This is a genomic window from Burkholderia sp. F1 (assembly GCF_050813845.1).
Taxonomy (GTDB): domain Bacteria; phylum Pseudomonadota; class Gammaproteobacteria; order Burkholderiales; family Burkholderiaceae; genus Burkholderia; species Burkholderia ubonensis.
Genome location: NZ_CP172422.1, coordinates 2,089,155 through 2,113,572, shown reverse-complemented (window position 1 = coordinate 2,113,572; position 24,418 = coordinate 2,089,155). Strand labels below are relative to the sequence as shown.

The window sequence follows — 24,418 nt, the reverse complement described above, 5'->3', positions numbered from 1 at the left end:
CCAGATCAACACAACGTGATCAGACAACCATGTTGATACATCAGCAGATTGAATTGCAGGCCGCCCGTACTCCGGATGCCGTCGCGGCGCGCGACGCCGGACGCACGCTGACGTATGCCGAGCTCGACCGGCACGCGAACCGTTGCGCGCGCTATCTGCGCGAGCTTGGAGTCGGGCCGGATGTGATCGTGGGGCTGTTCATCGAGCGCTCGCTGGAAATGATCGTCGCGCTGCTGGGCATCATGAAGGCCGGCGGCGCGTATCTGCCGCTGGATCCCGCCTTTCCGGAGGCGCGCCGCGCGTTCGTGCTCGATGATTCCGCCGCGCCGGTCGTCGTCACCCGGCCGGGCCTTGCCGATGCGTTCGCGGGCTTCGCGGGCACCGTGCTCGCGCTCGACCTCGGCGCGGACGTGCTGGCCGGTTACGACGGCGGCGCGCTCGCGCCCGTCAACGCGCCGGACGATCTCGCGTATGTGATCTACACCTCGGGTTCCACCGGGCAGCCGAAGGGATGCATGCTGTCGCACCGCGCGGTCTGCAACCGGCTGGTCTGGATGCAGGACACGTATCGTCTGACGGCGCGCGACCGGGTCTTGCAGAAGACGCCCTATACCTTCGACGTGTCGGTGTGGGAGTTCTTCTGGCCGCTGATCGCGGGCGCGACGCTCGTGTTCGCGAAACCGAACGGACACAAGGACAGCCGTTACCTGACGGAGACGATTCGACGCGAGGGCATCACCGTCTGCCATTTCGTGCCGTCGATGCTGCGCTTCTTTCTCGACGATCCGGCGGCGTCGCAGTGTACGAGCCTGCGCGACGTGTTCACGAGCGGCGAGGCCTTGCCGTTCGAACTCGTGCGCCGTTTCGGCGAGCGCGTGTCCGCGCGTCTGCACAACCTCTACGGGCCGACCGAGGCGGCGGTCGACGTCAGTCACTGGACCTGCGAAATACGCCCCGACAAGCGCGTGCCGATCGGCCGCGCGATCACGGGCATCCAGCTGCACGTGCTGGACGACGCGCGCGCGCCGGTGGCGCGCGGCGACGAGGGTGAGCTGTATATCGCCGGCGTTGGCCTGGCACGCGGCTACCTGAACCGGCCGGAGCTGACCGACGCGCGTTTCGTGCCGAACCCGTTCGGCGGGCCGGGCGGCCGGATGTACCGGACGGGCGACCGGGTGCGCGAGCTGGACGACGGCAATCTCGAGTTCGTCGGCCGCATCGACTTCCAGGTGAAGCTGCGCGGCCTGCGGGTCGAACTGGGCGAGATCGAGGCCGTGCTGCGCGACTGTCCCGGCGTGAACGAGGCGGTGGTGCTCGTGCACGGCGAGGCGCAAGGCGATCCCAAGCTCGTCGCCTATGTCGAGCCGGACGGTGATGCGCCCGATGCGCGGACCGTGCGCGCGTTCGCCCGGACGCGGCTGCCCGAGTACATGGTGCCGAATCTCGTCGCGGTGCTCGACCGCCTCCCGGTGACCGTGCATGGCAAGCTCGACCGGCAGGCGTTGCCCTGGCCGGTGGCGGGCGACGCGGTTGCGCGTCCTGCAGAGGCGGCGGCAGCGGTGGCGGCGCCCGTGGCGCCCATTGCGCCGATTGCGCCGATTGCGTCACGCCGCGTGGACACGCTGCGCGATGCGTTATCCGCGTTTGTCGCGACCCTGCTGCAACGCGCGAGCGTGGACGGCGACGCCGATCTGTTCGATCTTGGCGCGACGTCGCTGACCCTGGTGCGCGTGGCTGAGTGGATTCGCGACGAATACGGCGTCGAGGTGCCGGTCGATCGTTTCCTCGATACGCCGACGACGCGCGGCATCGCTGACTATATCGCCGGGGCGGGCGGCGACGCAGGCGGGGCTGATGCGAATACGGCCGGCGTGGATACGGCCAGCATGAACACATCCGGCGTGGCAGCGCCCGTCCATCCCGCCGGCGCGCCGCCGGCCGGGACATCGCGCCCGGTCGCCGACTCGCTGCGCGCGTTCGTCGTGGCGCTGCTGAACTGCGGCACGCTGGACGACGACGCCGACTGGTTCGATCTCGGCGCGACCTCGCTGAGCCTGATTCGCGTGGCGGAATGGCTGTTCCAGACGTATCGCGTCGAAGTCCCGGTGGACACCTTCCTCGATACGCCAAACCTGCGCGGCATCGTCGCGTACCTGCACGCGCATGGCGTGACCGACGCGCGCGCGGCGTCGTCTTCCGAACCCACCCCCGCGCCAACCGCGGCGCCCGCGCCGGATGCCGTGGAGACGACGCCGCTGCCGGTCGCGCGCTTGCGCGCGGACGTTTACCTGCCGCCCGCGCCCACCCGTTTCGCGAACCGGCCGCTCGAATTCGCCGCGTTCGGCGCGTGGCTGATGCGTCTTGGCGCCGATGAGCGGGACGGCCGGCTCTGCTATCTGCATCCGTCCGGCGGCGGCCTCAACGCGGTACGGACCTATGTCGCCGTGAAGCCTCAGGCGGTATCGGGGCTCGCGGGCGGCGTCTACTACTTTCATCCGGTGGCGCACACGCTGCACCGGGTTGGCGAGATCGCGGCCGTCGACCGGCACGCGTTCGCCGACACCGACCGGGCCGCCTTCGACAGCGCGGCGCTCGCGGTGTTCTTCGTCGCCGCGCTGGACGCGGTCACGCCGCTCTACCCGCAGCACGCGGGCGTGCTGGTCGCGGTCGAGGCGGGCTACATGGCGCAACTGCTGCTCGGGCGTCAGGCCGCGTCCGGCCTGACGGCGCGGCCGGCCGTGCGGGTCGACTTCGGTCGCGTCGCGGCGGCCTTCGATCTGGCCGGCGACGAGCGCTTCGTGCACTGCCTGCTGGCGGGCGCGGCCCCGGGCGAGCCGGAACCGCTCACGGCCGACGAACGCGTCGCCGTGCTCGATCGCGTGCCGCCGCCGCCGGCAAGCACGGCGACCCTGAGCCATCGCGCGCTGAGCGAGACGGTCGCGCAGGCGCCGCTGTCCAAGGCGGCGCTGGAGCAGTTGCACGACGCGCATCGCCATCTGCGCGACGTGTCGGCGCTGCCCGCCGTGTGCCGGCTCGCGGCCGCGCCGTCCGGCTGGGACGACTACCGCCTGCGCGCGTGCCGGCGCGACTACGAGCCCGCGCCGCTGTCGCTGCGCGCGCTCGGCGGCCTGCTGACCCTGCTCAGGCCGGGTCCGGGCGCGGCACCCGCCTATCTGTACGGTTCGGCGGCGGGCAAGCCGGGCTTCCGGATCTATCTGTACGCGCGCGGCGAGCGCGTCGAAGGGCTGACGGAAGGGCTCTACGCGTATGACGACGCGCGTCATGCGCTGACGCGGCAATGCGATCTCGACGAGGCGCGCATGGCGCAGGCGTACTCGCCGTACAACCGCCGGCATTATCGTGGCGCCGCGTTCTGCCTGTTTCTCGTCGCGGCCCCGCACGCGGGGCTGGACGAGGAGGAAGCGATTCACCTGCCGCTGCTCGACGCGGGCTACCTCGGCCAATTGCTGATGGAGCGTCAGGCCGAGTTCGAGATCGGCCTGTGCCCGATCGGCGGCATGCGTTTCGACGTGGTGCGCGACAGCCTGCTGCTCGGCGCCGAGGCGACGCTGCTGCACAGTTTCACGGGCGGCATCGCGCGCCAGCCGGTGCCGGCCGCGTGGCGGTGGCAGTCCGACGCCGCGCCGGCGGTCGAACCGGTGGTTGAACCCGTCCGCGCGCCGGCGCGGCCCGGCACGCGCGACGCGCTGGCGATCGTCGGCCTGAGCGGCCGCTATCCGGGCGCGGCGGACCCCGAGGCGTTGTGGGACAACCTCCGCGCGGGCGTCAGCAGCATCGCGCCGCTGTCCGCCGAGCGCGCGGCGCTGCTCGCGCGCGAGCCCGCGCCCGCGATCCGCGCGGGCGGCTACCTGACGCAGATCGACTGCTTTGACAACCTGCTGTTCGGGATCTCGCCCGTCGAGGCGCGCGCGCTCGATCCGCAAGAGCGGTTGCTGCTGGAAACGGCCTGGGCCTGCCTCGAGGACGCCGGCTACACGGCCGACGCGCTGCTGCGCCGGAACCCGCGGGTCGGCGTATTCGTCGGCGCGATGTGGAATGACTACCAGAGTCACGGCGTGCAGGCGTGGGAGCGCGAGGGCCGCATCGAGGAGTTCTCGCATCACGCGTCGCTCGCCAATCGCCTGTCCTATTGCTTCAACTTCACCGGGCCGAGCGTCGCGATCAATACGTCGTGCTCGTCGGGCATGACGGCGCTGCATCTGGCCTGCGAGAGCATCCGGCGCGGCGAGTGCGAGGCGGCGCTCGTCGGCGGCGTGAATCTGCTCTCGCATGCATATCACGCGCGCCTGCTCGAGGCGATCGATTTCCTGTCGAAGGAGGACGCCTGCCGTCCGTTCTCGGCGAACGCGAACGGCTGGGTGCTCGGCGAAGGCGTCGGCGTGGTGCTGATCAAGCGGCACGACGCCGCATTGCGTGATCACGACCATGTGTACGCGCGGATCCTCGGCAGCGCGATCGGCCATAGCGGCCGGACCGGACGCTTCGGCGCGCCGAGCGCGCCGCAGCAGGAGGCCGCGATTCGCCTCGCGCTGGACGACGCCGGGCTCGCGGCGCGCGACATCGACTATGTCGAGGCGGCGGCGTCCGGCGCGGGGATGGCCGACGCGGTCGAGATGCGCGCGGTTCGCGCCGTGTTCGCGGGACGCGACGCGGCCGCGCCGTGCCAGGTCGGCACGGTCAAGGCGAACATCGGCCATCTGGAGTCGGCGTCGGTGTTCTCCCAGCTGACGAAGGTGCTGTACCAGCTGCGCGATCGTCAGCTGGCGCCTTCTCTGAACAGCGAGCCGCGCAGCCCGCTGATCGCGCTGGACGGCACCGGCGTGCGGATCGTGGACGCGCTCGCGCCGTGGCATCCGGCGCAGCCGGGCCGGCCGCTGCGCGCGCTGGTCAATGTGATCGGCGCGGCCGGCTCCGAGGGGCATCTCGTGCTGGAAGAGGCCGGCGCGGACCCGCGCGGGCCGGCGCGCGCCGCGCCCGCGCTCGTGCCCCTGTCGGCCGCGACCGGCGCGCAGCTCAGGCAGCGCGCGCGGCAACTGCTCGACTGGCTGGCGCGCACACCCGCGCCGCGTCTCGACGATCTGGCGTGGACCCTGCAGGTCGGCCGGGTGGCGATGGACGAGCGGCTGGCGTTCGTCGTGCCGGATTGCGCGGCGCTGGGCGACGCATTGCGCGCGTATCTGGCCGCCGATGAAGGCGCGGACGCGTCGCGGCCGGATACCTGGCGCGCGCGCGCGCGGCACGACGCCGACGCCGTGTCCGCGACGGACGATCTGGCCGCGCTGGCGCGGGACTGGGTGCGGGGGAGCGCGGTGGACTGGCACGCGCGAGCGTCCGGCGACGCGCGCCGGATCGCGCTGCCGGTCTATCCGTTCGAGCGGACCCGTCACTGGATCGGCCAGGGCGGCGCGACGCCGGTTGCGGCGGCGCGGGTGCAGGATGACACGACCGCGGGCACGACAGCGGACGTGGGCGCGGATGTCGAGGCGCTGCGCGACCAGGTGCGCGCGCATCTGGTCGGCCTCGTGGCCGAGGTGACCGAAGTGCCCGGCGAGCGGCTCGATGTCGATGCGCCGCTCGAACGCTATGGCCTGACCTCGCTGATGATCGAGGCGATGAACGTCCGGCTGGAGGCGGTGTTCGGGCCGCTGTCGAAAACCCTGTTCTTCGAGGTCCGCACGCTGCGGCAACTGGCCGGCCATATCGTCGAGCACCACGGCGAGGCCGCCGCGCGGACGTTCGGCGTCGCGTGGACGGGCGCTGCGGCGCGCGTCGAGCCGGCGCGGGTTCCGCGCGACGCGGCGGCGGCGTCCGACGCCATCGCGGTCATCGGCCTGAGCGGGCGCTATCCGCGCGCTCGCTCGCTGCACGCGTTCTGGGACAACCTGCGCGAAGGCGTCGACTGCATCGGCGAAGTGCCGCCGCAGCGCTGGGACCACGCGCGCTATTTCGACACGGAGCGCGGCAAGCCGGGCAAGACCTATAGCAAATGGGGCGGCTTCATCGACGGCGTCGACGAATTCGACCCGCTGTTCTTCGGCGTGACGCCGGGCGAGGCGGGGCTGATGGATCCGCAGGAACGCCTGTTCCTGCAAACCGCGTGGCAGGCGGTCGAGGACGCGGGCTACACGCGCGACAGCCTGCGCGCGACCCTGGCGAGCCGCGTCGGGGTGTTCGTCGGCGTCATGTACGGCGAGTATCAGCTGCATGCGAGCCTGCCCGGCGGCCTCGCGCTGAGCGGGACCTACGGCACGATCGCGAACCGCGTGTCCTACGTGCTCGGCCTGCGCGGGCCCAGCATGGCGGTGGACACGCTGTGCTCGTCATCGCTGACGGCGCTGCATCTCGCCTGCGAGAGCATCCGGCGCGGCGAGTGCGACGCGGCGCTCGCGGGCGGGGTTTGCCTGTCGCTGCATCCGAACAAGTATGCAACCCACGCGCTGCTCGGCATGGCCGCCAGCGACGGCCGGTGCCGCAGCTTCGGCGCGGGCGGCGACGGCTTCGTGCCGGGCGAGGGCGTGGGCGCGGTGCTGCTCAAGCCGCTGTCGCGGGCGATCGCCGACGGCGACGTGATCCATGGCGTGATCCGCGGCACGGCCGTCAATCACGGCGGCCGCACCAACGGCTACACGGTGCCGGACCCGCGCGCGCAGGCCGAACTGGTGCGCGACGCGCTGGCCCGGGCCGGCGTACGGCCGCGCGAGGTCAGCTATATCGAGGCGCACGGCACCGGCACGGCGCTGGGCGATCCGATCGAGATCGCCGGACTCGCGCAGGCGTTCGGCGAGGCGCCGGATACGCCGCCGTACTGCGCGATCGGTTCGGTCAAGTCGAACATCGGCCATGGCGAGGCGGCGGCCGGCATCGCCGGCCTGACCAAGGTGCTGTTGCAGATGCGGCACCAGACGCTCGTGAAGAGCCTTCACAGCGAGACGCTGAACGCCAGCCTCGATCTGGCGCGCACGCCGTTCGTCGTGCAGTCCGAAACGAAGCCGTGGCCACGTCCGCGCGTCACGATCGGCGCGCAGACGCGCGAAGGCGCGCGCATCGCCGGCATCTCGTCGTTCGGCGCGGGGGGCGCGAACGCGCATGTCGTCGTCGAGGAGTACGTCGCGCCGGAGGCGGCCGGCATGCCGGTGACGCCCGAGCGTCCGGTGGCGATCGTGCTGTCGGCGAGGACGGACGACGCGCTGCGCGAGCAGGCGAGCCAGCTGCGCGCCGCGATCGCGGCGGGCGTGCTGCGCGCGGATAATCTCGCGGCGGCGGCCTATACGCTGCAGGTGGGACGCGAGGCGATGGAAGAACGGCTCGCGCTGCGGGTCGATTCGGTCGAGCAGCTGGATGAGCGGCTGGCCGGGGTGGTCGACGGGCGCGGCGGGATCGACGGCCTCTATCGCGGGCAGGTCCGGCGCGGCAGGCAGATGCTGGCGGCCTGGACGGCGGACGAGGATCTGTCGGCGGCGCTCGACGCGTGGATCGCGAAGGGCAAGCTGGCGAAGCTGCTGGAGCTGTGGGTGCAAGGCTTCGGGTTCGACTGGAACCGGCTGCATGCGCAGGGGACACCGCGCCGGATCAGCCTGCCGACCTATCCGTTCGCTCGCGAACGCTACTGGGTGCCGCGGGCTGCCGCGTCGCATGGCGCGGTGTCGGGGGCCGCGCAGGCAGTCCTGCATCCGCTGCTTCAGCGCAATACGTCCGGCCTGTCCGGGGCGCGCTTCAGCGCGCGCTTCGCGGGCGACGAAGGGTTTCTGGCCCGGCATGGCGAACCGGGCGAACGGGTGTTGCCCGGCGCCGCCAGCCTCGAAATGGTCCGCGAGGCGCTGGTGCAGGCGGGAGGCGTGGAAGCGGGCGGCGGCGTGCGCTTGCGCGAGGTCGTATGGGCGCGGCCGGTGAGCGTGGGGGCGCAGCCGGTCGAGCTCCATGTCGGGCTGTATCCGCTGGAAGACGGGACGGTCGAATTCGACCTCGGCAGCGGGGACGACGAGGTTCACTGCGAAGGGACGGTCGAGGTGCTGGCCGCGCCGGGCGAACGCCTGGATCTGGAGGCGCTACGCGCGCAGTGCGGCCGCGAGCGGCTGGACGGTGACGCTTGCGCGGCGGTGCTCGCGGCATCCGGGCTGGCCGGCTCGCCGGCATGGCTGGCGATCGAGCAGATCCTGATCGGCGAGGATCGCGCGCTGGCGCGGCTGCGCCTGTCCCCGGACGGGCTGGCGGAGGCGGGCTTCGTGCTGCATCCCGGCGTGCTGGATGCCGTGCTGCAGATCGGCGAGCGGCTCGCGGAACCTGGCCGCGCGCCTCGGCGGGTCGTGCCGCTCGCGGCCGATGAAGTGGACCTTGCCGGGCCTTGCGTGCGTCAGATGTGGGCGTGGGTCACGCGCGAAGCGGACCCGCTGGACGGCGGCGCTGACGCGCGCGCTGGCCGGTACGACATCGCGCTGTGCGACGACGAAGGCGCGGTGCGCGTGCGGATCAACGGATGCGAGTCGCGCGAGGCGGCGGCCGGGCCGCACGCGCACGACGCGCGTCCGGCGTCCGGCCGGATGCTGCTGCAACCGGTCTGGCGCGCGCAGGCGGCGACCGGCGTCGCGCCGGACTATGCGGCGCGGGTCGTGCTGCTGGGTGACGTCGACGTGACGGCGCAGGCGCTGGCGGCACGGATGGACGGCGTGACCTGCGTCGCGCTGCCGGCCGCCGGCGATCTGGCCGGATCGTATGGCGCGGCGGCGCGACGCGTGATCGGCGAGCTTCAGGCGCTCGCGCGCAGCCAGCCGTCGTCGCGGGTGCTGGTGCAGGTGGTGGTGCCGGCGCACGGCGAAGGCGCGGTGCTGGCGGGCCTGAGCGGCTTGCTGAAGAGCGCGTATCAGGAACAGCCGAGGCTCGTCGGGCAACTGATCGGAGTCGGCGCGGGCGAGGACGTGGGGGGGCTGGCGGCGAAACTGCGGGAGAACGCGGGCAGTCCGTCGGACGCGGCGATCCGTTATGCGGAGGCGGGGCGAGAGGTCGGCGGCTGGCGGGAACTGGAGACGGAACCCGAGGCCGTGATGCCGTGGAAGGCGGATGGCGTGTATCTGCTGACGGGCGGGCTCGGTGGCTTGGGGCGTCTCCTTGCCGAGGAGATCGCGCGGCGGGCGCCGGGCGCGACGCTGATTCTGACGGGCCGCCGCGCGCTGGACGACGCGGGGCGCGCGCAATTGCGCGCGCTGGAAGCGCTGGGCGCGACCGTCGAATACCGCGCGCTGGATGTCGCGGACGGCGCGGCCGTGCGCCGCATGGTGCTGGAGGTTCAGGAGGCCCATCAGGGGCTGAACGGGATCGTGCATGGGGCCGGCGTGTTGCGCGACGGCCCGCTGCTGGACAGGACGGACGACGCGATCGACGCGGTGCTGGCGCCGAAGGTGGCGGGGCTGGTGAATCTGGACGAGGCGAGCCGGGAGATCGAACTGGACTGGCTGATCGCCTTCTCGTCGACGAGCGGCGCGCTGGGCGCGATGGGGCTCGCGGATTACGCGGCGGCGAACGGCTTCATGGATGGTTTCGCACATTACCGGAACGCGCTGGTGGCGCGCGGCTTGCGCCATGGGCAGACCGTGTCGATTGACTGGCCGCTGTGGCGGGATGGCGGAATGCGCATCGACGCGGCGAGCGCGCGGCAGCTGGAGGCGCTGACAGGCTTCACGGCGCTGGACCGCGAGACCGGGATGCGCGCGTTGTACAGCGCGCTGGGCGCGGGTCTTGGCCAGGTGATGGTGCTGCACGGCGACCTGGCGCGGATCCGGCAGGGGCTGAACGGGGCCGCGCCCGCGCGTGCCGCGTCCGGCGCGGCGCAGTTGGCGGGCGTTCCCACGCCGGAGGCGTCCGCGCGTGTGGCCGCCGTGTCGCGGGACCAGGCTGTCGCTCACTTCAAGCAGTTGCTCGCGCAAGTATTCCAGCTGCCGCCGACGCGGATCGACGCCGACGCGCCGCTCGAAACCTACGGGATCAATTCGATCCTCGTGGTGCAGTTGACGAGCGAACTCGAAAAGACCTTCGGGCCGTTGTCGAAGACCTTGCTGTTCGAATATCAGACGCTGGATGCGCTGGTCGACTATTTCGTCGCCAGCCACGGGGCGCGACTCGCGACCTTGCTGCAACCGGCGGCGTCCGCGCCGCCGCGCCCGGCCGCCGACGCGCCGCGGGCCGCGCACCTCGCCCGCGCGATGGTGCGCGGGCGGCGCGCGCGCCGCGCGGCGATCACGCGAAGTGCTTCGCCAGCCGCCGCCGCGCGCGTCGCGAACCGCGACATCGCGATCATCGGTGTCGCCGGACGCTATCCGCAGGCGCGCGATCTGAGGACCTTCTGGGACAACCTGCGCGCCGGCCGCGACAGCATCACCGAGATCCCGCCGGAACGCTGGGACCACGGCCGCTATTTCGATCCCGACAAGAGCAAGTCCGGCACGGTCTACAGCAAGTGGGGCGGCTTCATCGACGGCGTCGACGAATTCGATCCGCAGTTCTTCAACATCTCGCCGCGCGAGGCGATGTTCATGGATCCGCAGGAGCGTCTGTTCCTGCAATGCGCGCATGCGGCGCTGGAGGATGCCGGCTACCCGCGCGACGCGCTCGAACAGGGTGCGCGGCGGCGCAGCGTGGGCGTGTATGTCGGCACCACGCACGAGGAATACCAGCTTTACGGCGTCGAGGAACAGGCGCGCGGTCACTTCGTGGCGCTCAGCGGCGCGCCCGCGTCGATCGCCAATCGCGTGTCCTACCACTTCAATCTGCATGGCCCGAGCCTGTCGGTGGACACGATGTGTTCGAGCTCGCTGACCGCGCTGCACCTCGCGTGCGAAAGCCTGCTGAACGGCCGCTGCGAGATGGCGATCGCGGGCGGCGTGAATCTCACGCTGCATCCGAACAAGTATCTGGCGCTGGCGCAAGGCAAGTTCGCGGCGACGGACGGGCGCTGCAAGAGCTTCGGCGACGGCGGCGACGGCTATGTGCCGGCCGAGGGCGTCGGCGCGGTGATCCTGAAGCCGCTCGATCAGGCGATCGCGGATGGCGACCCGATTCATGGCGTGGTCAAGGCATCGGCGCTCAATCATGGCGGCAAGAACAACGGCTACACGGTGCCGAATCCGCAGGCGCAGGCGGAGGTGATCGCGCGCGCGCTGCGCGATGGTGGCATCGATCCGCGTACGCTGAGCTATCTCGAAGCGCACGGCACGGGGACGTCGCTGGGCGATCCGATCGAGATCGCGGGGCTGTCGAAGGCGTTTGGCGAGTTCACGCAGGACCGTGAGTTCTGCGCGATCGGCTCGGTGAAGTCGAACATCGGGCATTGCGAAAGCGCGGCGGGGATCGCGGGGATCACGAAGGTGCTGTTGCAGATGAAGCACGGCGAGCTGGCGCCGAGCCTGCATGCGCAGACGCTGAACCCGCACATCGATTTTTCGACGACGCCGTTCGTGCTGCAGCGGGAGCTGGGCGAGTGGCGCAGACCGGTGGTGGAGGTGGCGGGACAGAAGGTGGAGATGCCGCGCAGGGCGGGGATATCGTCGTTCGGTGCGGGCGGGTCGAACGCGCATGTGGTGATCGAGGAATATCGCGGGGCGCAGGCGCGTCGCGACGCGCCTCCGGTGACGGCGGAAGCGCCGGCGCTGGTGGTGCTGTCGGCGCGCGACGAGGCGCGCTTGCGTGAGCGGGTGCGGGATCTGGTCGGGGCGATCGAAGCGGAAGGCTGGGGCGACGCGGAGCTGCCGGATCTGGCCTATACGCTGCAAGTGGGCCGTGAGGAGATGGAGGAGCGGCTGGCGCTGGCGGTGAGCGGGATGGCGGAGCTGGCGCGCAAGCTGTCGGCGTATCTCGCGGGCGACGCGGCGATCGACGCGCTGTATCGCGGGCAGGTCAGGCGCGGCCAGGATGCGCTGGCGGCGCTGAAGGCGGACGAGGACCTGTCCGCGACGCTCGACGCGTGGATCGCGAAGGGCAAGCTGGCGAAGCTGCTGGACCTGTGGGTGCAGGGGCTCGCGATCGACTGGAACCGGCTGTATCCGGACGCGAAGCCGCGCCGCGTGAGCTTGCCGACCTATCCGTTCGCGCGCGAGCGCCACTGGGTGTCCGTGCCGGATGACGCGGCGCGCGTGGAACGCATGCGCGGGTACCTGCATCCGCTGCTGCATGAGAACACGTCCGACCTGAGCCGGCAACGCTTCACGACGCGCCTCACGGGCGACGAATTCTTCCTGGCCGGGCATGCGGTGCGGGGCCGCCGGGTGCTGCCCGGCGTGGCCTATCTGGAGATGGCGCGCGAGGCGCTGGTGCGCGCGGCGGGACTGGACGCCGATGAGGGCGTCCGTCTGACGCACGTGGTCTGGGCGCGCCCGGTGGTGGTCGACGCGGCGCCGCTTGATGTGCAGATCGGACTCGATGTCGACGAAGACGGGCGCGTGACCTATGCGGTCTACAGCGGCGAGGACATGCTGCACGGCCAGGGCGAAGCCGAGGCGCTGACGGCGGCGCCCGAGCGGCTGGACCTGGCCGCGCTGCGCGCGCAATGCGACCGCTCGACCCTCGACGGCGACGCGTGCTACGCAGGCTTCGCCGCGCTCGGTCTCGCTTATGGTCCGGCCTTCCGGGCCATCGAGCGGATTCATGTCGGCGACGGTCAGGCGCTGGCGCGGCTGCGCCTGCCCCCGGAAGCGGGCGCGACGATGGCGGGCTTCATGCTGCATCCCGGCATGCTGGACGCGGCGTTGCAGGCCAGCGCCGGCCTGGCGGAGCCGGGGCGCGACGCACGGCTGGCGTTGCCGTTCGCGATCGACGCGGTCGACATCGTCGGGCGCTGCGCGCCGGCGATGTGGGCGTGGGTCGTGCCGCACGCCGGTGGCGCCGCGCCGGAGCGCGTGCGCAAGTACGACATCACGCTGTGCGATGACGACGGCGTGGTGTGCGTGCGCATCAGCGGCTTCGCGAGCCAGGCGGTGGAGGCCGCGACCGACCACCTCACCATGCTGGCGCCGGCCTGGGACGTCGTGAAGCCGGTCTGCGCGCCCGGCCCGGTGCGCGGCCGCGTGCTGATCGTGGGCGGCACGCCCGCGCAACAGGCGGCGCTGAGCCGGCAGTGCGACGACGCGCGGGTGATCGGGCGCGTGCCGCTGGACGCCGCCGCCGATTTCGCGGCCACCCTCGCGACGCTCGGCAACGTCGACCATCTGGTCTGGATCGCGCCCGACGAAGCGCTGCTCGACGTGACCGACGCGCGGTTGATCGCGGCGCAGCAGGCGGGCGTGCTGGCCTGCTTCCGGCTCGTCAAGGCGCTGCTCGGCGCGGGATACGGCGGCCGGCCGCTCGAATGGACCCTGCTGACGACCCGGACCTGCGCGGTCCACCGGCACGAGCCGGTGCGCGCGGCCCACGCGGGCGTGCGGGGGCTGGCGGGTTCGCTGGCGAAGGAATATCCGAACTGGTCGGTGCGGCTCGTCGATCTGCCGGAGGACGACGCGCGGCCGCTCGACGACGTGCTGCGCGTGCCGGCGGATGCGCAGGGCGATGGCTGGGCGTGGCGCGCGGGCCAGTGGTACCGGCAGCGGCTGCTGCCGGCGCGGGTCGCGCCCGACGGCGCGGCGCCGTACCGGCAGGGCGGCGTCTATGTGGTGATCGGCGGCGCGGGCGGACTCGGCGAGACCTGGAGCGAGCACCTGATTCGCCGGCATGCCGCGCAGGTGGTGTGGATCGGGCGGCGTGCGTGCGACGCGGCGATCCAGGCGCGCATCGACCGGCTTGCGCGCCTCGGTCCCGCGCCGCTCTACCTCGCCGCCGACGCGACCGACGCGCAACAGCTGGGGGCGGCGGCGCGGACGGTGCGCGAACGGTTCGGCGCGATTCACGGCGTGGTGCATTCGGCGCTGGTGCTGCGCGACCAGAGTCTCGCGAACATGGACGAGGCCCGCTTCGTCGCGAGCCTGTCGGCGAAGGTCGATGTCAGCGTGCGGATGGCGCAGGTGTTCGACGGCGACGCGCTCGATTTCGTGCTGTTCTTCTCGTCGCTGCAGAGTTTCCTGAAAGCGGCGGGCCAGAGCAACTACGCGGCGGGCTGCACCTTCAAGGATGCGTTCGCGCACGAACTGGGCCGCGCGTGGCGCTGCCGCGTGCGGGTGATGAACTGGGGCTGGTGGGGCGGCGTCGGCGCGGTGGCGTCGGAGCCGTATCACGAGCGGATGGCGCAGCAGGGCATCGCGTCGATCGAGCCGGACGAGGCGATGGCCGCGCTGGATACGCTGCTCGGCGGCCCGGCCGGACAGCTTGCCCTGCTGAAGACGACGCGGCGCGCGGCGCGCGGCGACGACACGATCGAGGTGTTCGCGCCAGCCTATCCGTCATTGCTCGGCGCGCTCGAACGCGCGGCGGGCCGCACGCCCGAGCCGGACGGGACGGCCGAAGGCAAGCGTGTCGACGCGGCCTTCCAGCTGCTGCTCGGCCGGCTGCTGTGCGCGCAGTTGCAGGCGCTCGGACTCGCGCCGGACTGGCAGGGACCGGCAGCGGCGCTCGCGGCCTCGCTGGGGGGGGGCGATCGCTACGAACGCTGGTTCGCGCAGACGCTGCGCGTGCTCGGCGAGCAGGGCTATCTCGCGTACGACGAAGCGACGGTGTCGACGCGCGGCATGCCGCTCATCGACCCGGACGCGGCGTGGCGCGAATGGGACGAACGCCGGCCGGCATGGCACGCGCTGCCCGCGTTCCGCGCGCAGGCGGAGCTGGTCGGGACGACGCTGAGGGCGCTGCCGGAGATCCTGCGCGGCCGCGTGCCCGCGACCGACGTGATGTTCCCGGAGGCATCGATGCGCCTGGTGGAGAACGTCTACAGGCACAACCCGGTGGCGGATTACTTCAACGCGGTGCTGGCCGATGCGGTCGAGGCCTTCGTCGCGGCCCGGCTCGAACAGGATGCCGACGCGCGGATCCGGATCCTCGAAATCGGCGCGGGAACGGGTGGCACGAGCGCGGGGCTGTTCGAGCGTCTGCGCCCGTATGCGGCGCGGATCGACGAGTACTGCTACAGCGACGTGTCGAAGGCATTCCTGTTCCATGCGGAGCAGCACTACCGGGCGGTCGCGCCGTATCTGCGCGGCGCGCTGTTCGACTGCGGCCGGCCGCTGGCCGCGCAGGGGCTGGAGGCGGGGCGCTACGACCTCGTGATCGCGACGAACGTGCTGCACGCGACCGGCAACATCCGGCACAGCGTGCGCAACGCGAAGGCGGCGTTGCGTCCGCATGGCCTGTTGTTGCTGAACGAGATGAATCGCGGCCACGTGTTCATGCACCTGACCTTCGGTCTGCTCGACGGCTGGTGGCTGCATGAGGACCCCGAGCTGCGGATCGCCGGATCGCCGGCGCTGTCGGCGGAGCATTGGCGCGGCGTGCTGGAAGACGAAGGCTTCGCGACCGTGCCGCATCCGCTGCGCGAACAGCGGGAGCTGGGCCAGCAGATCGTCGTCGGAGAGAGCGATGGCGTGGCGCGGCAGGCGGCGGCCGAGGACGCCGGGGCTGACGCGTTGCAGGAGCAAGCGCACGAGCATGAGCCCGAGCCCGCCGCGCAGCCCGCGCCGCGCGAGCGTTCGGCCGTGGCGCGCGCCCCGGCGCGGACCAGCATCCCGGTACCGGCGCGCGCGCGGGACCGGTTGCGCGACAAGACCACCACGTATCTCAAGGGGCTGCTGGCGAAGACGCTGCAATTGCCGGCGCACGCGATCGCCGGCAACGAGCCGCTGGAGAAGTACGGGATCGATTCGATCCTCGCCGTGGACATGACCACGGCGTTGCAGCGGACCTTCGGCAATGTCAGCAGCACGCTGCTCTTCGAATACCGGACGCTGGACGAACTGGTCGCCCATTTCCTGGCGACCTATCCCGACGCGCTGGCGCAGGTGCTGGATCTCGCGTCGGACGAAGGCGCGAACGCGGACGCGGCCACGCATGGCGATGCGCCCCCCGCGCCCGTCACGCGAGACACGCGGCCCCGGCCGGCGCTGACCGGCGACGCGCGCCTGACGGGCCGCCGCTCGCGGCTGCGTCTGGCTCCGCGGCCGGCGGCCGACGCCTCCGCACCGCCGCGCGCGGCTGTCCGGGAGGTGGCGATCGTCGGCATGTCCGGCCGTTACGCGCAGGCGCGCAACGTCGACGCGTTCTGGGCGAATCTCCGGCAAGGGAAGCACTGCATCGCCGAGGTGCCCGACGCGCGCTGGGATCATCGCGCCTACTTCGATCCGGAGCGGGGCAAGGCGGGCAAGACCTACAGCAAGTGGGGCGGTTTCATCGACGGTGTCGATCGCTTCGATCCGCTGTTCTTCAACATCGCGCCGCGCGAAGCCGAAATGATGGATCCGCAGGAGCGCCTGTTCCTGGAGGAAGCCTATGCGAGCATCGAGGACGCCGGGCATACGCCCGCCACGCTGAACGCGCGCGGCAAGGTCGGGGTGTTCGCCGGGGTGATGAACAGCTACTACGGCGTCGGGACGCGCTACTGGTCGATCGCGAACCGGGTGTCGTATCTGTTCAACTTCCAGGGGCCGAGCCTCGCGGTGGACACCGCGTGCTCGTCGTCGCTGACGGCCCTGCATCTGGCGCTGGAGAGCCTGCGCAGCGGCGCGTGCGACGCGGCGATCGTCGGCGGCGTGAACCTGATCCTCGATCCGGCGCAGTACGTATTGCTGTCGACGATGAACATGCTGTCGGCCGGCGACCGCTGCCGCTCGTTCGGCGCGGAGGCGGACGGTTTTGTCGACGGCGAGGGCGTCGGCGCGGTGGTCCTGAAGCCGCTCGATCAGGCGATCGAGGATGGCGACCGGATCTACGGCGTGGTCAAGGCGTCGGCGATCAACCACGGCGGCCGGACCAACGGCTACACGGTGCCGAATCCGCAGGCGCAGGCGGAGGTGATCGCGCGCGCGCTGCGCGACGGGGGTATCGATCCGCGCACGCTGAGCTATCTCGAAGCGCACGGCACGGGGACGTCGCTGGGCGATCCGATCGAGATCGCGGGGCTGTCGAAGGCGTTTGGCGAGTTCACGCAGGACCGTGAGTTCTGCGCGATCGGCTCGGTGAAGTCGAACATCGGGCATTGCGAAAGCGCGGCGGGGATCGCGGGGATCACGAAGGTGCTGTTGCAGATGAAGCACGGTGAGCTGGCGCCGAGCCTGCATGCGCAGACGCTGAACCCGCACATCGATTTTTCGACGACGCCGTTCGTGCTGCAGCGGGAACTGGGCGAATGGCGCAGACCGGTGGTGGAGGTGGCGGGACAGAAGGTGGAGATGCCGCGCAGGGCGGGGATATCGTCGTTCGGTGCGGGCGGGTCGAACGCGCATGTGGTGATCGAGGAATATCGCGGGGCGCAGGCGCGTCGCGACGCGCCTCCGGTGACGGCGGAAGCGCCGGCGCTGGTGGTGCTGTCGGCACGTGACGAGGCGCGCTTGCGCGAGCGGGTGCGGGATCTGGTCGGGGCGATCGAAGCGGAAGGCTGGGGCGACGCGGAGCTGCCGGATCTGGCCTATACGCTGCAAGTGGGCCGTGAGGAGATGGAGGAGCGGCTGGCGCTGGCGGTGAGCGGGATGGCGGAGCTGGCGCGCAAGCTGTCGGCGTATCTCGCGGGCGATGCGGCGATCGACGCGCTGTATCGCGGGCAGGTCCGGCGCAACAAGGAAACGATGGCGGTCTTCTCCGCCGATGATGAACTGCAGGAAGCGATCGAGAAATGGGTCGCGCGCGGCAAGTTCGCGAAGGTGCTGGATCTGTGGGTCAAGGGCCTGGCGTTCGACTGGGGCGCGCTCTACGGCGCGGACCGGCCGAAACGCATGAGCCTGCCGACCTACCCGTTCGCGCGCGAACGGGTCTGGCTCGATCGTCACGCGATCATGGCCGGGTTCGCGCCCGACGCGACGACGCCACCCGCGACGGCGCCGTCCGCCGCGCCTGCGCCCGCGCCGACGCAGCCAGCGGAGGCGCCGTCTGCCGTGAGCCTGTTCGCGCCGGTCTGGCAGCCGGCGTACGTCGCGCATCCGGACACGCCGCCGGCGACGGGCAGCGATGGCGTGCTGATCGTCGGCGGCACGTCCTTGCAGCAGGAGATGCTGCAACGGCAGCTGGGCCACGCGCAGGTCGCGGACTTCGCGAGCCGCGCCGGCATCGAGGAGATCGCCGACGCGCTGATGGCGCACGATGCGTTCGCGCATCTGATCTGGATCGTTCCCGATGCGTCGCTGCCGTCGGTCGCCGACGAGCAGCTGATCGCGGCCCAGCACGATGGCGTGCTGCATGGCTTCCGGCTGGTCAAGGCGCTGCTGGCGGCCGGCTATGGCACGAAGCCGCTCGAATGGAGCGTGCTGACGACCCGCACGCAGGCGGTCGCGGACGGCGACACGCTCGCGCCCGCGCATGCCGGCGTTCATGGGCTGATCGGCGTGCTGGCGAAGGAGTATCCGAACTGGAAGGTGCGGCTCGTCGATCTGCCGGTCGATGCGGCCTGGCCGTTCGACACCGTGCTCGGCCTGCCGGCCGATCCGGACGGCAACAGCTGGGCATGGCGCACGGGGCAATGGTATCGGCAGCATCTGCTGCCGGCCGAGGTCGTCGAGCCGCAGCGGGCTCAGCGGCGCGGCGGCGTTTATGTGGTGATCGGCGGCGCGGGAGGTATTGGCGAAGCATGGAGCGAGCAGATGGTCCGCGCGCACGGCGCGCAGATTGTCTGGATCGGACGCCGCCCGCTCGATGCGGCGATCCAGGCCCGGATCGACCGCGTGGCCCGCGTGGGCCCCGCGCCGTACTACCTCGCCGCCGACGCGAGCGACCGCGCCGCGCTCGAGCAGGCGCGCGACGCGATCCAGGCGCGCTTCGGGGCGATCCACGGCGTGGTGCATTCCGCGCTGGTGCTGGCTGATCAGGCGCTGGCGAATCTTGACGAGGCGCGTTTTGCCGCGAGCCTGACGGCCAAGGTCGACGTGAGCGTGCGGCTCGCGCAGGTGTTCGGCGACGAGCCGCTCGATTTCGTGCTGTTCTTCTCGTCGCTGCAAAGCTTCTCGCGGGTGCCGGGGCAAGGCAACTACGCGGCGGGCTGCGCGTTCAAGGATGCCTTTGCGCGGCACCTCGGCCGGCACTGGACGTGTCCGGTGAAGGTGATGAACTGGGGCTGGTGGGGCAGCGTCGGGGTGGCCGCCGCGCCGGCCTATGAGGCGCGCATGACGCGGCTCGGCCTCGCGTCGATCGAACCCGGCGAAGGATGGGCGGCGCTCGAGCAGCTGCTCGGCGGTCCGCACGATCAGCTGGTCGCCGTGAAGACGGTCGCCGCGCCGCGTGCGCGGGCCGCGCTGGCCGCGGCATCCGCGTCCGCCGCCGTGGCGTCGGTGGACGTGACGGACGACGCGCAGTTGCGGCGGCTGGGCGTCGCGGCCTTCAAGCAGCTGGTCGGCGACCTGCTGCATATTCCGGCCGAGCGGCTGGACCAGGCGGAATCGCTCGCGACCTACGGGATCGACTCGATTTCGGTGACGCAGCTGTGCGGGCTGCTCGGCGGGGCTTTCGCCGACGTCAATCAGGCGCTGTTCTTCGATTGCCGGACCATCGACGAGCTCGTCGCGCACTTCCTCGGCACGCAGCGCGCGGCGCTGGCGGCCTGGGTGGCGGGGAGCACGGCCGCGCCCACCGGGGTTGCCGTCGACGCGGTTGCCGAGGCGGCGGCCGACGCGTCTGGCGTCGTGGCGGACGAGCCGGCCGACGCATCGGCCGACGCCGTCGCGCCCGCGCGTCCCGCCGCCGTGTCGCATGACATCGCGATCATCGGTCTCGCGTGCCGCTTCCCGGACGCTGATTCACCGGATGCGTACTGGCGGATGCTGCTCGACGGCGCGCAGGCCGACAACCGGGGGCCGGTGCGCCGCTGGCCGGAGCGCCATGCGCGCGCCGATTCGACCGCGCCGCAGTCCTGGGGCGCGTTCCTTGACGATGTCGGGCATTTCGATCCGGGCTTCTTCGGCATTCCGCCGCTGCACGCGGACGCGATCGATCCGCAGGAGCGGCTGTTCCTGATGAGCTGCTGGCATGCGCTCGAAGACGCCGGTTACGCCGGCGACGCGCGGCCGGCCCAGCCTGCGCGCGCGGACGACGAAGTCGGCGTGTTCGTCGGCGTGACCGCGGCCAGCTACAACCTGATCGGCTTCGAGCAGACGCTCGCGGGCCGGCCGCGGGTCACGACGCTGTCGTTCGCGTCGATCGCGAACCGCGTGTCGCACGCGCTGGGTCTGAGCGGGCCGAGCCTGGCGGTGGACACGATGTGCTCGTCGTCGCTGGTGGCGCTGCACATGGCCTGCGAAAGCCTGCGGCGCGGGGAGTGCGCAATGGCGCTCGCCGGGGGCGTGAACCTGAACCTGCATCCCGCGCGGCTCGATGCGATGGCGCAGGGCAAGCTCATCTGCGAGGACGGCGAGAGCCGCAGTTTCGGCGCGGGCGGCAAGGGTTTCCTCGCCGCCGAGGGCGTGGCGGCGGTGGTGCTGAAGCCGCTCGCCGACGCGCGGCGCGACGGCGACGTGGTTCATGCCGTGATCAAGGGCAGCGCGATCGGTCATGGCGGAACGACGCTCAATTACTTCGCGCCGTCGGCGCGCGGGCAGGGCCGGGTCATCGCGAAGGCGCTCGATCATGCCGGCGTCGCGCCCGATCAGGTCGCGTATGTCGAGATGCAGTGCGCGGGAGACGAAGCGACCGACGCCGCCGAATTCGACGCGATCAAGGCTGGCTACCGCACGGGGCAGCGCGCCGGCGCGCCGTTGCGGCTCGGGTCGGTGAAGCCGAATGTCGGGCATGCGGAAGCGGCGGCGGGCATGGCGCAACTGATCAAGGCCGTGCTGCAGCTCAGGCATCGCACGCTCGTCAGAACCCTGACGCGCGACACGACGAATCCGCAATGTCGTTTCGACGGCGCCAACGTCGCGATCCAGACGGCGGTCGAGGCGTTGCCGGAGGCGAGCGATGCCGGCGGGCCGCTGTGCATGGCGGTCAACGCGATGGGCGCGGGCGGGACGGCGGCGCATCTGATCATCGCGGCGGGCGGGCCGTCCTCGCATGCGCGCGACACGCGGGATGGCGCGGCGCAGGTCGTCGTGTTGTCCGCGCGTTCGCGCGCGGCGTTGCGGCGCTCGGCCGCGTCGCTGGCCGGGCATCTCGAGCGCTTGCCCGAGGGCGCGGTGAGTCTCGCGGATCTGGCATATACGCTGCAGGTGGGCCGCCGTACGTTCCGGCATCGGCTCGCGATCGTGGCCGACACGATCGACGCGGTGCGGGCGGCGTTGCGCGATGCGCGGCAGGACGACGGGCGCGTCGACGATGGCCGCCTGTTCATGTCGCCGCCGGAAGGCGTAACGGCGGGTGCAACGGCGGGCGCGGGCCATGAGGGGGCCACGCGGGCGGCGGATGACGCGCGTGACGAGGCCGCCGGGTTGATCGAGCTGGCGCGGCGGTGGACGGCGGGCATGCCGGTCGACGGGTTCGCGTGGCGCGGCGAGGCGGGCGCGGGCAGGCGGGCTTCCTTGCCCGGCTATCCGTTCGAATTGCGCGCGTACTGGCCGGGCGACGACGAACGCGCGGCGGATGCGCACGCGGTGGCGCGGCTGGCCGACGTTCCGGCGGAGGCGGCGCGCGCGCCGGCCGCTGCGTTGCCCGTGTCCATGCCTGCCGCGTTGCCGTTGCCGTTGCCGTTGCAGACGGCGGACGATGCCGCGCCCCTCGCAACCGCGCCGGTGCATGACACCCCCATCGCGCTCCTGCAATCGGTGTCGACGCCGGACGAAGCGCGCGCGCATGTCAGGACGCAGATCGACAACATCGCGGAGCATCTGCACCTGATGACGGTCGGGATCCTGTACGTGGTGATGAGCGACAAGGGCGTGGTGTTCGACGAGCGTCCGGGACCCGACGGCGGGTTCGCGCTCTATCCGCGTCCGGCGCAGCCGCTCGGCGCGGCGGCGTCGCGCGTGCTCGAACGCCTGCTCGCGGGTGACGCGGGCGTCCCCGATGTGGCGGCGGGCGGGCTGCTGCAGCGTCTGGGCGCGCGCACGATGACCCTGGCGGGACGTCTGGCCGAAGGCTGGCCGACGCGCGCGGCCCGCACGTCGTCGAACGGATGGCTGGCGCTGCTGCCGGGCGGCGAGGGCCTGATGGCGGCCTATCTGCTGAAGCTGCTGGAAAGAACGCCCTACCTCGTCACCGACGCGACCGGCGCGCGCCTCGCGCTGCCGGACACGATCCGCAGCCGCAAGGCGCTCGATGCGTTGCGCGGGCAATACGAGATCAACCTGCGCGCGCTGCCGGAATATCAGTCGTACTGCGAACTGCTGGCCGGGATCGTCAGCGGCATGCTGGAGGGCGCGCGTCCCGGGCCCGAGCAGGTCGCCGAGGCGGGCGCGCTGCTGGTGGACCTGTTCACGGCGCCGTCCAAGCTGGCGTTTCTCAACCGCCTGGCCGCCGAGCTGTGCATGACGGGACGCCTCGCCGGGCGGACCACGCTGTCCGTGCTGGCGATCGGCGCGGGCGGTTTCGAGGTGCTGGCGTCGATGGTCGCGGCCGCGCCGCGCGACACGCGGATCACGTATCAGGTGGTGTCCGGGTGGTCGCAGATCGCGACCGGCGTGGCCGAGCTGGGGCACGAGCGCTTTCCGGGTGTCGCGTTTTCGTCGTGCGCGCCGCAGCAGCCGGGCGCGCTGGCCGAGCATGTCGGCCAGCGCCGCTTCGACGTCGTGATCGTGAATACGCAGGACCCGTGCGCGCGTGAAGCGGTCGCGCTGTTCGACACGCCGTCCGGGGCATCGCGCGCCGGTCTCGTGTTCGTCACGGCGCCGGTCGAGACACGGAGTCTTGCGCTGCTGCTCGACCTGACCGGGATGTGGCCGTCCGTCGCGCCGCGCGACGCGCCTGCCGACGCGCGCGCGCTCGACGACACCCTGGCGCGGGCGGGCTACCGCCGGCACGAGGTGGCCGGGTCGGTGCTGACGGTGTTCAGCCGCGAGGCGGTGTCGAACCCGGCGGACGCGGCGTCGCCGGCGCCCGGCATCGACGCGGCGCGGCTCGCGGAGATCCGCGCGGTGCTGAGCGCGATCTTCGCGGACGCGCTGCCGGACGACGCCACGCTCGATCCGCACGACAGGCTGGCCGACGCGGGCATTCCGTCGATCTCGTGGGCGCTGATCTTCGCGAAGCTGCAGCAGCGCTTTGGGCCGCGGGTCGAGCCGGGCATGTTCGCCGACGCGGGCGACGCGCTGAGCATCGAGTCGCTCGCGCAGCGGCTGGCCGGCACGCGGGCGAGCGACGACGCGCCGCCGCCGGTGCCCGATGATCTGGGCGAGCGGGTCATGCAGCGGCTGGTCGACGCGGGCCGCGCCGAAGCGCCGCAGGCGCAGGCGTCACGCGCCACGCGCGGGGTCTTCACGAGTGCGCGCGGGCAGGTGTACGAATACTTCGAACAGGGCAGCGGACCGGCGCTGATTTTCCTGAGCGCGCTGGCGTTCAGTCAGGCCGTGTGGAGCGAGCAGGTTCACGCGTTCGGCGATCGCTACCGGCTGATTTTCCCGCACCTGCCGGGGCATGGCGGCAGCACGCCGACGGCGCCCGGGTTCAGCTTCGAGACGCTGGCCGACGAGCTGGTCGAGTTGATGGACGCGCTCGACGTGCGCGAGGCCCATCTGGTCGGCTGGTGTGTCGCCGGCAACATCGCGCAGCTGCTGGCGCTCCGGCATCCGCGCCGGCTCGCGTCGCTGGCGCTGGTGTGCACGACGCCGACCGACGCGCGCATGCGCGGCATCACGCGCGAGGCGCTCGAAGACTATTCGGAATCGCCGCTGCTGAGCTATCAGATCGAGTTCAACAACATCTACCACGAGGAGTTTCTTGCGCCCGAGGTGACGCGGAGTCTGGCGATCATCCGGCAGGCGCACGTGCCGGTCGAGTCGCAGGCGTTGCTGGGTTTCATCGGCAGCCTGTTCAGCTTCGACACGCGCGGGCGTCTCGGCGAGATCGCGGCGCCGACGCTGATCGTCGCGGGCAGCCATGACATCGCGTTCCCGATCGATCAGGTCGCGTTGCTGAAGGACGGCATCCGGCACGCCCGCTTCGTCGTGTTCGAAAAGGGCGGACATTTGCCGTTCCTGAACCAGAGCGAGTCGTTCAACGAGACCTTGCGGGCGTTCCTCGCCGATGTGGAGGCGGGCGGGCGCGTGCCGGCCATCGCGCTGAGCGACGGATGAGCGCGGGCGCGACGTCCCGGACCGGCCGCCGCGCGGACGGAATACGCGGCGTCGCGCCGTTTTCTTGATCGAAGGCAAATACGAAAAGGGAATTGGTGCGGGGCGCGATATTCGAAAACTCGTATAAGTGACAGGAT

General features: G+C 71.7%; 1 protein-coding gene. It reads left to right on the top strand.

The annotated features are described in order from the left end of the window. Window positions 1–29: 29 nt before the first annotated feature. Window positions 30–24,281 carry an amino acid adenylation domain-containing protein gene (locus ACFIMZ_RS28050; protein ID WP_431822730.1) on the top strand — a complete coding sequence of 8,084 codons (24,252 nt, stop codon included), beginning with the start codon at window positions 30–32 and terminating at the stop codon, window positions 24,279–24,281. Window positions 24,282–24,418: the final 137 nt, after the last annotated feature.

What these genes read in the sequence shown, in the direction of transcription:
- ACFIMZ_RS28050 (WP_431822730.1), top strand. Translation starts at nt 30, where the DNA reads ATGTTGATACATCAGCAGATTGAATTGCAGGCCGCCCGTACTCCGGAT.